The organism is Kistimonas asteriae (assembly GCF_018263925.1).
GTDB lineage: Bacteria > Pseudomonadota > Gammaproteobacteria > Pseudomonadales > Endozoicomonadaceae > Kistimonas > Kistimonas asteriae.
Genome location: NZ_JAEVHF010000013.1, coordinates 1 through 12,463, shown reverse-complemented (window position 1 = coordinate 12,463; position 12,463 = coordinate 1). Strand labels below are relative to the sequence as shown.

Annotated in this window: 14 protein-coding genes and 1 pseudogene; 14 read left to right on the top strand and 1 reads right to left on the bottom strand. The window is 53.6% G+C overall.

All coding sequences use genetic code 11. The annotated features are described in order from the left end of the window. The first annotated feature begins 5 nt into the window (after nucleotides 1–5). The 14 genes from trmJ to KHS78_RS14700 all read left to right on the top strand — a co-directional run bounded on the left by trmJ (nucleotide 6) and on the right by KHS78_RS14700 (nucleotide 12,341). Entirely contained in the window at nucleotides 6–878 is an 873-nt protein-coding gene (gene trmJ, locus KHS78_RS14765; protein ID WP_343216920.1) for a tRNA (cytosine(32)/uridine(32)-2'-O)-methyltransferase TrmJ, read from the top strand. A 5-nt stretch (nucleotides 879–883) separates the two neighbouring features. Further along, nucleotides 884–1,669: a serine O-acetyltransferase gene (gene cysE / locus KHS78_RS14760; RefSeq protein ID WP_211829239.1), complete on the top strand. Its 786-nt coding sequence runs from the start codon at nucleotides 884–886 to the stop codon at nucleotides 1,667–1,669. Nucleotides 1,670–1,978: 309 nt separating this feature from the next. Then, nucleotides 1,979–2,479 carry a Fe-S cluster assembly transcriptional regulator IscR gene (iscR, locus tag KHS78_RS14755; protein ID WP_211829238.1) on the top strand — a complete coding sequence of 167 codons (501 nt, stop codon included), beginning with the start codon at nucleotides 1,979–1,981 and terminating at the stop codon, nucleotides 2,477–2,479. Between the two features lie 90 nt (nucleotides 2,480–2,569). Further along, nucleotides 2,570–3,784, top strand: coding sequence for an IscS subfamily cysteine desulfurase (locus tag KHS78_RS14750; protein WP_211829237.1), 1,215 nt, complete (start codon nucleotides 2,570–2,572; stop codon nucleotides 3,782–3,784). Nucleotides 3,785–3,829: 45 nt separating this feature from the next. Then, a complete protein-coding gene (gene iscU / locus KHS78_RS14745; protein WP_211829236.1) occupies nucleotides 3,830–4,216 on the top strand; it encodes a Fe-S cluster assembly scaffold IscU in 387 nt (128 codons plus the stop codon). A gap of 96 nt (nucleotides 4,217–4,312) precedes the next feature. After that, nucleotides 4,313–4,636, top strand: a complete 324-nt coding sequence (gene iscA / locus KHS78_RS14740) for an iron-sulfur cluster assembly protein IscA (RefSeq protein ID WP_211829235.1) — start codon at nucleotides 4,313–4,315, stop codon at nucleotides 4,634–4,636. Further along, nucleotides 4,629–5,189 (top strand): Fe-S protein assembly co-chaperone HscB, encoded by a 561-nt coding sequence (hscB, locus tag KHS78_RS14735; protein ID WP_211829234.1) that lies wholly within the window; start codon nucleotides 4,629–4,631, stop codon nucleotides 5,187–5,189. Before iscA ends, hscB begins: the two co-directional genes overlap by 8 nt. Before the next feature lie 154 nt (nucleotides 5,190–5,343). Next, on the top strand, nucleotides 5,344–7,203 hold the full coding sequence (hscA, locus tag KHS78_RS14730; protein WP_211829233.1) for a Fe-S protein assembly chaperone HscA: 1,860 nt from the start codon (nucleotides 5,344–5,346) through the stop codon (nucleotides 7,201–7,203). Nucleotides 7,204–7,209: 6 nt separating this feature from the next. Further along, nucleotides 7,210–7,560, top strand: coding sequence for an ISC system 2Fe-2S type ferredoxin (gene fdx / locus KHS78_RS14725; RefSeq protein ID WP_211829232.1), 351 nt, complete (start codon nucleotides 7,210–7,212; stop codon nucleotides 7,558–7,560). A gap of 24 nt (nucleotides 7,561–7,584) precedes the next feature. Beyond that, entirely contained in the window at nucleotides 7,585–7,779 is a 195-nt protein-coding gene (iscX, locus tag KHS78_RS14720) for a Fe-S cluster assembly protein IscX (protein ID WP_211829231.1), read from the top strand. 150 nt (nucleotides 7,780–7,929) lie between these two features. Beyond that, nucleotides 7,930–8,889 (top strand): hypothetical protein, encoded by a 960-nt coding sequence (locus KHS78_RS14715; protein WP_211829230.1) that lies wholly within the window; start codon nucleotides 7,930–7,932, stop codon nucleotides 8,887–8,889. A 132-nt stretch (nucleotides 8,890–9,021) separates the two neighbouring features. Continuing rightward, the gene (locus tag KHS78_RS14710) at nucleotides 9,022–10,320 is read left to right on the top strand and encodes an inosine/guanosine kinase (RefSeq protein WP_211829229.1); all 1,299 of its coding nucleotides are present in this window, start codon (nucleotides 9,022–9,024) and stop codon (nucleotides 10,318–10,320) included. Nucleotides 10,321–10,452: 132 nt separating this feature from the next. Then, entirely contained in the window at nucleotides 10,453–11,508 is a 1,056-nt protein-coding gene (locus KHS78_RS14705; RefSeq protein WP_211829228.1) for a succinylglutamate desuccinylase/aspartoacylase family protein, read from the top strand. A 203-nt stretch (nucleotides 11,509–11,711) separates the two neighbouring features. Beyond that, entirely contained in the window at nucleotides 11,712–12,341 is a 630-nt protein-coding gene (locus KHS78_RS14700; RefSeq protein ID WP_211829227.1) for a hypothetical protein, read from the top strand. Here KHS78_RS14700 and KHS78_RS14695 read toward each other — a convergent pair. Beyond that, a pseudogene (locus KHS78_RS14695) lies at nucleotides 12,342–12,463 on the bottom strand (IS1595 family transposase); the annotation flags it as partial.

Below are 12,463 nucleotides of genomic sequence, written 5' to 3'. Positions count from 1 at the left end.
CGGCAGTGGCTTTATTGGGGCTGGCCGGTCCGATGCATTTCTTTGTTATTCTCTTTTCCGGTGGCTGTTCAGCTTTGTCGGTCGCCGAAACGCTTTCAGGTGGTTGGTTTATGTCTCTGGATAATGTGCGTATCGTTCTGGTGAATACGTCGCATCCCGGCAATATCGGGTCAGCAGCGCGGGCGATGAAGACCATGGGGCTTTCACAGCTGGTGCTGGTCGAACCCAAGGCCTTTCCTGCGCCAGAAGCGGTGACCCTGTCATCAGGGGCGACGGATATCCTCGATAATGCCATGGTGTGTGCCACGCTGGAGGAAGCCGTGGCAGACTGTGGTTTGATCATCGGCGCCAGTGCCCGGGTTCGCGGTATCTCTTTACCGTTGATGGAGCCTGGGGAGTGTGCAGAAGCGGCCGTCGCTGAAGTGGGGGATTGTTCTGTGGCGCTGGTGTTCGGCCGGGAAGACCGGGGGTTGACCAATGATGAGTTGAAGCTTTGTCATCAGCAAACCCATATTCCTTCAAATCCCGAGTTCAGTTCGTTGAATCTGGCGTCTGCCGTTCAGGTCTTATGTTATGAGTTGCGCAAGGCGGATTTGAAACAGCAGCAGGCGTCGCTGGTGCCGGAGTGTCGCACCCATGATCTGGCCAGTTCTGAGTCGATGGAGCATTTTTACGGCCATCTGCAGGAAGTGCTGGCAGATATCGACTTTTTCAAGCACAGTAACCCCGACAAGATCATGGCTAAATTGCGTCGTTTATACGGTCGCGTTCGTCCTGATCGGGTTGAACTGAATATTCTCAGGGGGATTCTGTCGGAGATGCAGGCTGCGCTCGGTAAGCAGTCCGCCGGCGGAAGAAAGGAAACACAATCGGTCTGAAGCCTATGTTTGAGCGAATACGTGAGGATGTCAGCAGTGTCTTTGCCCGGGATCCGGCGGCACGCAATACGTTTGAAGTCCTGACCAACTATCCGGGCCTGCATGCCCTGTTGTTGCACCGGCTGGCCCATAAGGTCTGGCTGGGTGGGTTCAAATGGTTGGCTCGATGTATTTCCACGTTCAGTCGCTGGTTGACCGGTATTGAGATTCACCCCGGGGCCACCATCGGTCGCCGCTTCTTTATTGATCATGGCATGGGTGTCGTGATCGGTGAGACGGCTGAGATTGGGGATGATGTGACCCTTTATCAGGGGGTCACCCTGGGTGGGACGACCCTCAATAAAGGAAAGCGCCACCCAACGCTGGGTAACGGCGTGATTGTCGGTGCCGGTGCCAAGGTGCTGGGGCCGTTCACGGTAGGCGACAATGCCAAGGTGGGCTCTAATGCCGTGGTGACCAAGGCAGTGCCGGAAGGTGCTACGGTAGTGGGGATTCCGGGGCGTATTATCCGGAAGCGTCAGGTGGATGAGGCGCGGCGCCAGGCCATGGCAGAAAAAATGGGCTTTGATGCCTATGCCGTCACCAGTGACATGCCTGACCCGACAGCCCAGGCGATCACGGCCATGCTGGATCATCTCCATGCGGTCGAATTCCGGATTGAGACCATGTGCCAGGCCCTGCGTGAGAAGGGGGTTGACTGCGGTGAAGCCGGGTTGCCCAAGCTCAAGGATGAGGATTTTGAGTCCGTCTCCGTCAAGCAGCGCAAGGCGCCAGCTGCTGAGGATGCCTGATCGTTGCTGTTGTCATCTCCCTGCGAAATAGGGCGCTTATGCGCTATTTTGCAGGGAAACTGCTTCTATAGCCTGCTGTAATTTGCTTTTTCTCTGTTATAATCCGCAGCGCTTAAAACCTGTCTGTTGCACAGTGTTGGCCTCCACCGGAGCGCGTTTAGTTGCCAATGACAAGGGGAATCGACCGTTTAATTCTGAAATCGTCAGGTATGCTGGCGGTTCGGTTAGGTTTAATACTTGACTAATATGGTCGGGTATTTGATACTTACCCTCGGATTTACTGATTGACTGCCGGGGGAGTGATTTACGATGCGTCTGACGACTAAAGGCCGTTATGCGGTCACCGCGATGCTGGACCTGGCACTGCATGCTGGCGAGAAGCCAGTCGCTCTGGCGGATATTTCTGAGCGCCAGGGAATCTCTCTTTCCTATCTTGAGCAACTGTTTGCGCGCCTGCGCCGTAATGCGTTGGTGAGCAGCGTGCGTGGCCCCGGTGGCGGTTATTGCCTGAGTCGAAACAGCGAGGAAATCTTCGTTGCTGAAGTCATTGATGCGGTCAATGAGTCCGTGGATGCTACTCGGTGTCAGGGTGACGGGGATTGCCAGCATGGCGATGTCTGCCTGACCCACCATCTCTGGTGTGACCTCAGCAAGCAGATCCATGAATTTTTAAGCGGAATCAGTCTTGCGGATTTGGTTCGGCGCAAGGAAGTGCAGAAAATAGCCTGCAGGCAGGACGGCGAGCAGGGAGCCGATCGGTTGTTGACCCCTGAAGAGCAAGAGCAGCGCATCAACGCTGAATCGTTCTGAGACCGATCTGACCTATTGAGATAACGTCGCTCTAGCGAGCGAATAGCCAAGCGCACAAGAAGCAGATAAGCGCGCGGGAGATAATTCTGTATGAAACTGCCTATTTACCTTGATTACTCCGCAACCACTCCGGTCGATCCGCGCGTGGCCGAAAAGATGATGCAGTGTCTGACGACCGAAGGTAACTTCGGTAACCCGGCCTCCCGCTCCCATCTGTTCGGCTGGAAAGCAGAAGAGGCAGTGGAAAACGCCAGGAAGCAGGTCGCTGAACTGGTCAAAGCGGATCCTCGTGAGATTGTCTGGACATCCGGTGCGACGGAATCCGATAACCTGGCCATCAAGGGTGTTGCCCGTTTTTACCAGAAAAAAGGGCGACACATCATCACCTCAAAAATCGAACACAAAGCGGTGCTGGATGCCTGTCGTCAGCTTGAGCGCGAAGGGTTCGACGTCACCTATCTGTCGCCTGGCAGCGATGGTCTGATCCAGCCGCAATCCGTCGCTGATGCGATCCGGGAAGACACCATCCTGGTGACCCTGATGCACGTCAACAATGAGATCGGCACTATCACCGACATCAAGGCGATCGGTGAAATCACCCGTGAGCGCAAGGTGCTGTTCCATGTGGATGCCGCCCAGAGCGCCGGCAAGCTGCCGATTGACCTGGAAGACATGAAAGTTGATCTCATGTCTTTCTGTGCCCACAAGATCTATGGACCCAAGGGGGTTGGCGCCCTCTATGTCCGTCGTAAGCCCCGTGTCCGTATTGAAGCCCAGATCCACGGTGGTGGTCACGAGCGTGGCATGCGTTCCGGTACCCTGCCCACCCATCAGTTGGTCGGCATGGGGGAATCCTTCCGTATCGCCGGTGAAGAGATGGCTGCTGAGAATGCGCGTCTGCTGGCGTTGCGGAACCGCTTCATGGATCACATGTCCGACATGGAAGAGGTGCATGTCAATGGCAGCCTGGAGCAGCGTGTGCCGGGTAACCTGAATGTCAGCTTTGCTTTCGTGGAAGGTGAATCTCTGATCATGGCGCTGAAGGATATTGCCGTATCCTCCGGTTCTGCCTGTACCTCTGCCAGCCTGGAGCCTTCTTATGTGCTGCGGGCGCTAGGCCTCAGTGACGAGCTGGCACATAGCTCTTTACGTTTCAGCTTCGGCCGCTTTACCACGGAAGAAGATGTGGACTATGCCGCAGACAAGGTGCGTCAGGCGGTGATCAAACTGCGCGAACTGTCTCCCCTGTGGGACATGTACCAGGATGGCGTCGACCTGAATTCGGTCGAATGGGTAGCTCACTGACCACCTTGACAGAGCCGGCCTAACCGGTCGGCGGGAGAAAAGACGATGGCTTACAGCGAAAAAGTAATCGATCACTACGAGAATCCCCGTAACGTCGGCAAAATGGATGCGGGGGACTCTCATGTGGGTACCGGCATGGTCGGTGCGCCGGCATGCGGTGACGTCATGCGACTGCAGATCCGTGTCAACGATAGCGGTGTGATCGAAGACGCCAAGTTCAAGACCTATGGTTGTGGTTCTGCCATTGCTTCCAGCTCTCTGGCGACAGAGTGGATGAAAGGCAAAACGCTGGAAGAGGCAGAAACCATCAAGAACACCACGATTGCCGAAGAGCTGGCGCTGCCGCCAGTAAAAATCCACTGCTCCGTACTGGCAGAGGATGCAATCAAGGCTGCGATTGACGACTATCGGAGCAAGCAGCAGGGAGCCTGAGCAGGCTTCTGGTGAACGGATCGGAAAGCGGCTCACCTCTACGTGAGTGTGCGCTTGATCCGGGTTTGATGAACTGAGTTGTATACAGGGTGATTCATGGCTGTAACCATGACAGAAGCGGCGGCCAAGCATGTGCGTCGACAATTGAATGGCCGTGGACGCGGCATTGGTATCCGTCTCGGGGTCAAGACCAGCGGCTGCTCCGGCATGGCCTATGTGCTGGAGTTTGTTGACGAGATCCTGGAAGAGGATCTGATGTTTGAGAGTCATGGTGAACAGTTGTTCATTGACCCGAAGAGTTTAGGCTATCTGGATGGTACAGAGCTGGATTTTGTTCGCGAAGGGTTGAATGAGGGCTTCCAGTTCAATAACCCCAATGTCGCCAGCGAGTGTGGCTGCGGAGAGAGTTTTAATGTCTGACCGTCAGGCTGGGCTCAATCTTCAGCAGAACTATTTCGAGTTGTTCCAGATGCCCGTGGCGTACGACGTTGACCACCAAGCACTGGATACCCGTTATCGTGAATTGCAGAAGGCTGTGCATCCTGACCGCTTTGCTGTGCAGGGAGAGCAGGGGCAGCGTCTGGCGGTGCAGTATGCAGCCTTTGTGAATCAGGCCTACGATACATTGCGGTCAGCGCTGTCTCGGGCTATTTACCTGCTTGAGCTGGAAGGTGTTGAAGTCAACTCGGATCGCCATACGGTCGCTGATTCAGCATTCCTGATGCAGCAGATGGAGCTTCGTGATGAGTTGATGGCGGTGCGTGACAGTGCCGACCCTGAAGCGGCCCTTGCTCAGCTACTGGATGAGGCGCGGCAGATGCTGGCAGGGCTGGAAACCAATTTTGTTGGTTGCTGGGCAGCGCGGGCTGAAGACAGCCTTCGACAGGCGGCCAATATCACCCACAAAATGCATTTCCTGGTGAAGTTCATTGCTGAAGCTGAACAGCTTGAAGAGGAGCTGCTGGACTACTGACAGGTCTTGTCGGGTTTGATCTTCAGGGTCAGTCCGAGTGGAAAAGATCACGGCTTTCGGCTGGACTCTCTGCATCATACGGATATTATCCCTGCATATTTTTCATTCCTGTAGCGATTGATCGCTACAGGACGATGTACTAAAAAGGCGGCAAATGGCATTACTGCAGATTTCCGAGCCCGGCCAGAGCCCGGCGCCTCACCAGCAGAAGCTGGCGGTGGGGATCGACCTGGGTACCACCAACTCGCTGATTGCTTCCGTCCGTAGTGGTGTGGCGGAGACCCTTCCTGATCATGATGGTCATGTCATCCTTCCTTCTGTTGTGCATTACGGTGATGAAGTGACCGTCGGTCGTGATGCCAGGGCAAAGGCAACCACTGACGCACGAAATACCATTGTTTCTGTCAAGCGACTGATGGGGCGTGGCATTGCGGATGTGAAGACATTGGGTAATGTCATGCCCTTTGACTTTGTCGACAGTGGCGAAGGGATGCCGTATCTGCGAACCGCAGCGGGTGATAGGAGTCCGGTCCAGGTATCTGCAGACATTCTTAACGTGTTGCGCCTTCGCGGTGAAGCGTCCCTGGGCGGAACGCTGAGTGGCGCCGTGATTACCGTGCCTGCCTATTTTGATGATGCCCAGCGCCAGGCGACCAAAGACGCCGCACGGCTGGCGGGTCTCAATGTACTGAGGTTGCTCAACGAGCCGACGGCGGCAGCTGTCGCTTATGGGCTGGATCAGGGGGGCGAAGGTGTCATCGCAGTTTATGACCTGGGTGGCGGAACGTTTGATATCTCTGTTCTGCGCCTGAATAAAGGTGTCTTCGAGGTATTGGCCACCGGTGGTGATACCGCATTGGGTGGTGATGATCTTGATCATGAAGTAGCCGGATGGTTGTTATCCCAGGCCGGGATCGACGTGTCCTTATTAACACCGGAGCGCCTCCGCCAGATATTGATGATTGCCTGTGACGCTAAAGAGGCGCTGACTGAACAGACTGTGGTTTCCGTCAGCTTTGAAGGTTGGACGGGTGAACTGAGCCGCGAAACGTTTAATGCGCTGGTTGATCCGTTGGTTGATCGTACGCTGCGTACGGTCAAACGCGCTTTGCGTGATGCGAAGTTGAAAGTATCGGATATTAACGAAGTGGTCATGGTCGGCGGTTCAACCCGTGTTCCCCGTGTACGTGAGCGGGTGGCGGAACTGGCAGGTAAGGAGCCTCTGACGTCTATTGACCCGGATCAGGTTGTGGCCATCGGTGCTGCGCTTCAGGCTGATGTGCTGGTGGGCAACAAGTCCGCTGATGATATGTTGCTGCTGGATGTGATTCCGCTGTCCCTCGGACTGGAAACCATGGGGGGGTTGATGGAAAAAGTGGTGCATCGCAATACCACGATTCCCGCAGCCAGGGCGCAGGAGTTCACAACCTACAAGGATGGTCAGACTGCCATGTCTATCCATGTATTGCAGGGCGAAAGAGAGTTAATTGCTGATAACCGCTCGCTGGCTCGCTTTATTCTGAATGGTTTTCCGGCCATGCCGGCAGGTCAGGCCCGGATTCTGGTGACCTTCCAGGTGGATGCTGATGGCTTGTTGAGTGTCAGCGCCCGGGAGCAGTCCTCCGGTGTTGAGGCGGCCGTCCAGGTCAAGCCCTCCTATGGCCTGTCGGATGATGAGATCACCCGGATGATTCGGGATTCCTTTGATCATGCCTCACAGGACAAAGATGCTCGGGTCTTGCTGGAGCAGCAGGTGGAAGCTGACCGGATTCTGGAGGCCGTCGCCGCGGCACTGGCCGTAGACGGTGAACGTCTGTTGAATCAGGAAGAGCGTGCAGAGCTTGAGGCTATCATGCAATCCCTGGCGGAGGTGCGTCAGGGGTCAGATGCTCAAGCTATTAAACAGGCGATTGAGAAAATGGCCAGGGCGTCGGATGAGTTTGCCGCCCGTCGTATGAATGCCGGGATCAAGGCGGCGCTTTCCGGGCACTCTGTGGATGAATTCAAGGGGTAGTAGTCAATGAGCAAGAAAACCCAGATTGTTTTCCTGCCGAATGAAGAGATCTGTCCAGAGGGCAAGGTCGTTGAAGTTGAGCCAGGTAGCACGACGATCCTGGATGCGGCGCTGGAGCATGGCATCGACATCGAGCATGCCTGTGAGAAATCCTGCGCCTGTACCACCTGTCACGTGATCGTTCGGGAAGGGTTTGATTCGCTGGAGCCTTCTGATGAGCTGGAGGATGACTTGCTGGATAAGGCCTGGGGATTGGAGCATGAATCCCGGCTGAGTTGTCAGGCGGTTGTACAGGAAGAGGACCTGGTGGTAGAAATACCCCGTTACACCATCAATCAGGTGTCAGAACGACACTGAGCCATCGAAAGGGAGCAGCAAGCCATGATGTGGACGGATGTGGTGGATATCGCGATTGAGTTGAGCGAGAAATATCCGGATACAGATCCCCGTTATGTGAATTTTGTCGATCTTCGTAACTGGGTGCTGGCACTGGATGGCTTCGAAGACTCACCTGATCGCTGTGGTGAGAAAGTCCTTGAGGCGATCCAGATGGCCTGGATGGATGAAATGGACTGATTGTTTCAACTTGCTGTGTCAGAAATGCCGGGATAATGCCCGGCATTTTTGTATCTGTTGGGTGGGCATCAGGGTCAGGGACGACGGTGATAGGACGGGGTATACTGCACTTGTCGGGAATAATAATTATACAACCGGAGACTGTTGGTCATGCGTGTGTTTCAGTCCGCAATCCTGCTTGCTGCTGTCGTGGGGCTAGTGCCTGGGTGTTCCACCTGGTCAGAGGGCATTGGTCGTTCACTGAACCGTTATCCTGTCGAAGTGATCAAAACCCGCGATGATGCCGGTTTGCAGGGGGCTGTCACTCAGGTCATCACGGAAGGGGTTCAGGAGCAGGCCGGTGAGGATCGGGATGTTAGCTTGCTGGACGTTGTGGTTGAAACCTATTCCAGTGATGGTCTGCGTATTTCTGAACGGGTGAAGGGACTTGTCACGGACCGCCATGAAACGCTGGAGATGAAGTGGGGAAACCCCGTCAAGCATATTGTGCGGGAGAATGGTGAGCTGAAACTGCGCCAGACATTCCGGTACGACACCCTGGGTAATATCATCAAGCTTGATCCGCCCGCCGTGGAAGATAATAAAGCCACTTATCTGGCGACGGGCGATTATCGAATGCTACCGGGTAGTCAGGCCAGAAAACTGAGCCCCTGTTTTGATGTGGCTTATTTCGAGGATAAGCAGTTGCTTCGTCGTTGTGGTGGCGATTTCCTGCGTGTCGCGGAGCTTGATGGTGAGGGTCGTGCATTGAGATATATGACGTTTCCCCAAGGCGTTGACCTGATTGCGAATATCCAGCTGAAAGAGTCCAGTCAGGCTGTCGAATTCAGTTATGATCAGCAGGGTCGAATGAAAAACAAGGCGAAATATGCCGAGGGAGGTTTGCTCCAGGCACATCGTTATACCTATGGGGAGCAGGGCGAGCTGGTGCTGGAAGAGCGGGAAAGCTTCGGGTTGTACCCCAAAGCAGAGATTGTCGTTTATAAAGACTACCGTTTCGACGAACAGGAAAACTGGGTTGAGCGCGTCGTCGAATATTATCAAGTCAAAGACAAAAGGCGTGTGTTGAAGAAGTCCGAGCGAATGAAAAGAGCAATCATTTATCAATAGAACAAGTAAGAACACAGGTGAACATTGCCAGGGTGTTTGAGAATTTTCTGAATATTTACTAATGGTTTACCTGTCGCGAGGGGTATAAAATCCGGCGCTTTTTTATACCTCCAGCACGCCCGGCAGGTGACCATGAAATTTCCTGGACAGCGTAAGATCAAGCACTATTTCCCCGTCAATGCAGGTAACCGCTTTGATCGGGAAAGTGTTGCTTTCTCCCATGTGAATACCTATGTGACGGGTATCGACCAGAACCTGGTGGATATCACCGCCCGTGTTGATGATGAGCTGCTGGCAGAGTTCGAGCTGCAGAAAGGCGCATCGCAGCTTATGGACAGTGAAAAGGCCAACCTCTTGTACCAGCGCCTCCAGCTGAATGATGCCATTGAGGATGAATTTGCCGGCGGCACCATTGGCAATACGCTGCACAATTATTCCGTTATTGCCGATGACAGCTCCATCCTGCTGGGTGTGATGAGTGAAAATATTGTCATTGGTACCTCTGCCTATCGTTATCTTTGTAATACCAGCAGCAAGGTGGATCTCACCCATCTTCAGCCTGTGCCGGGCGCCATTGGGCGCTGTTTTGCGCTGATTACCTCGGATGGTGAGCGCACCTTCGGTATCAGTCCCGGACAGATGAATGCGTTGGGTGAAGACTATATCTCCGAAGCGGTCATCGCGGATGCCTCGGCGCTATTGCTTTGTGCTTACACCCTCGCGGATGAATCGCTGCCGATCTATGGGGCAACCCTCAAGGCGGCAGAGCTGGCCGTTAAGCATGATGTGCCAGTGGTGCTGACACTGGGTACCCGCCCGCTGGTCGAAGCCAAGCGCGAGACGTTTACCTGCTTCATCAGGGATTATGTGACCCTCGTTGCCATGAATGAGGAAGAGGCCGAGGCGCTCACAGGGCATGCAGATCCACTGCTGGCATCAGAAAGCGTGTTGGATATGGCGGATCTGGTGTTGTTGACCGCCGGGCCGGAAGGGCTTTATCTGAGTGGATACGGTGATCAGTCCATGCTGAGAAAGACGGCGAACCCGATTCGCTCCGGTGCAGTAGCGGACTTCAATGCGTTTGAGTTCAGCCGTCCGCTGCGTCGACGGGATTGCTCGGAGCCGGTGAAGGTGTTTGCCCAGATTGATCCTTATATGGGCGGGCCCGACAAAATCCATAACACCAATGGTGCTGGCGATGGTGCGCTGGCCGCCGTTGTTCATGATATGACGGCCAACCATTACCACTGTACCGTGCTGCCGACATCCAGTAAGCATGTGAAACCCTTTCTGACGTACTCCTCGTTTGCCCAGGTGTGCAAATACGCGAACCGGGTGAGTTACCAGGTGTTGATCCAGAACTCGCCCAGATTAACCCGGGGATTGCCCGAGCGTGAGGATTCTCTGGAAGAAGCTTACTGGGACAGTTAAAAGGCTCTGCAGGTGTTCTTTCAATGGCGCCCTGTAGTTGATTTTCTGTTCTTCACGATAGAAAAAAACTGATGACAATCCCGCTGAAACTGGTCAGTCTCGGTGGTTATTATTTGTCAGGAAAGATCTGTCGTGAAGCGCAAGCCTTTTACTTTGGGGGAGGTTGAGGTAGCTGCCGGTGAGCACCGGCAGATTGCTTTGCCCACCATGGCCCTGCCGGGTCAGACTGAAGCCATGATGAACGTCCATGTGTTCCATGGACGTCGTGAAGGCCCCGTGCTGTTTGTCAGTGCGGCGGTGCATGGAGACGAGGTCAATGGTGTTGAAATTATCCGCCGTCTGCTCAATTACTATCAGCTGAAAAAGCTGCGTGGCACCCTGCTGGTCGTGCCCCTGGTCAACCCTTATGGGTTTATGAACCGTTCCCGTTACCTGCCTGACCGCCGTGACCTCAACCGCTGTTTCCCCGGTTCCGAAACCGGTTCACTTGGCGCACGTCTGGCCGATGCCTTCCTGCGTTATGTGGTAGCGGTGTCTGATGTGGGTATCGATCTGCATACCGGTAGTGCGCACCGTACTAACCTGCCGCAGATTCGGGCTCGACTGGAAGATGAGTACACGAGCGAACTGGCAACGGCATTCCGTGCACCGGTCATGATTAATACGGCTATTCAGGATGGTTCCCTGCGTGCGGCGGTGTCAGAGCACAATGTGCCGGTATTGCTTTACGAGGCCGGCGAAGCGCTGCGTCTTGATGAGGCAGCGATCCGTATCGGTCTGCAGGGCGTTCTGAATGTTATGCGCCGTCTGGAGATGCTGCCAAAGCAGGCAGCAAAGCGCAGTGCTGAACGCGAAACCATCCGGGCCTACCGTTCTCGCTGGATGCGGGCGCCATGCAGTGGTCTGTTCCGCTCTGTCAGAGGGTTGGGTGATTTTGTCCGCAAGGGGCAAACGCTGGGTTATGTCTATAACCCGGCTGACAATACCGATGTGGCGGTGGCCTCCCAGCTTGAAGGTGTCATTATCGGTAAGAGTCATATGCCGGCAGCGTATGAAGGTGACGCGGTATTCCATGTGGCGACTGTGACTGATGCGGAAGATGTTGAAGAAGTCGGCAGCGTTAACAGCTGGCTGGACAATGATCGACTGGGATTGATGGATACGGAATACAGTGATTTTCTGATGTAATTCAACTGAGCAAAACGCAACAAGGCAGGAGAGTCGTTCTGGTATCACCTGTCTTATTGCGTTCAGCGTGACTTTCATTAATTCACGGCTGCTGTATCTAACCGTTAAGTTATCAAATGTGAACTAAAGCATATGCTTACTGTCAGTTTTTCTAGTTGCAGATATAAGCTGCTTTCTAATATTTTGATTTTTGGAGGGGTGTTATGGATGCTTCATGGCAAGCAGGAAGAGAACAATGGTATAAAGATGCATTAGTTCATTTTGTTAGGGTCGCTATATCTTCAAGAGGTAAGCGATTGGAAAAGACATCGTTGTCCGATAAAAGTTACGATGTTAAATCTGTACCTGTAAAGGGTGGATTGTCAGATGTTATCGGTGATAAAGCACTGTTGCCAGAAAGGCGTTTCAATAATACAGAGATAAGGGCTCATTTGAAGAGTGTCATCGGATACTTTGTTGATCGGCGTGAGTCTTCTATAGCGAAGGCAAGCATGGAGAACTTGCTTCATTATAATGAGCGTCATCATGATTTATCTGGATCAATGGCTATGTATAAAATAGAGCGGATTTTTGAAAAAATGGAAGGTGCTGTAGGCGGTACTTCTTTGGAGGATGCCTTTCTTCTAAAGGTTGGTAGAGCTAAAGAGCGTTTGTTAGCTCAGTATAAATGTGTAAAGGAACTTATGAATGCTCATTTTTTAGACTGGCAAGGTGCTTATTCTGATTATCATAAAGAGCATCAGGTCTTTGATGAGATTGTGTTGTGTGATGAGCAAATGGGTGAGTTATGTAAATCTGTAGAAGCAGTAAATAATGCTGATAAATATTCCTGATTACCACTGTGGCTCAGCCAGCTTGAGAAGCCTTGCTGGCATGGGGCAGGTTCGCGCAGCCATGTAACCCAGCCTTGATACCATCGCCTTCAAATCAAAGCGCCGGTTAAATCGATAACAGT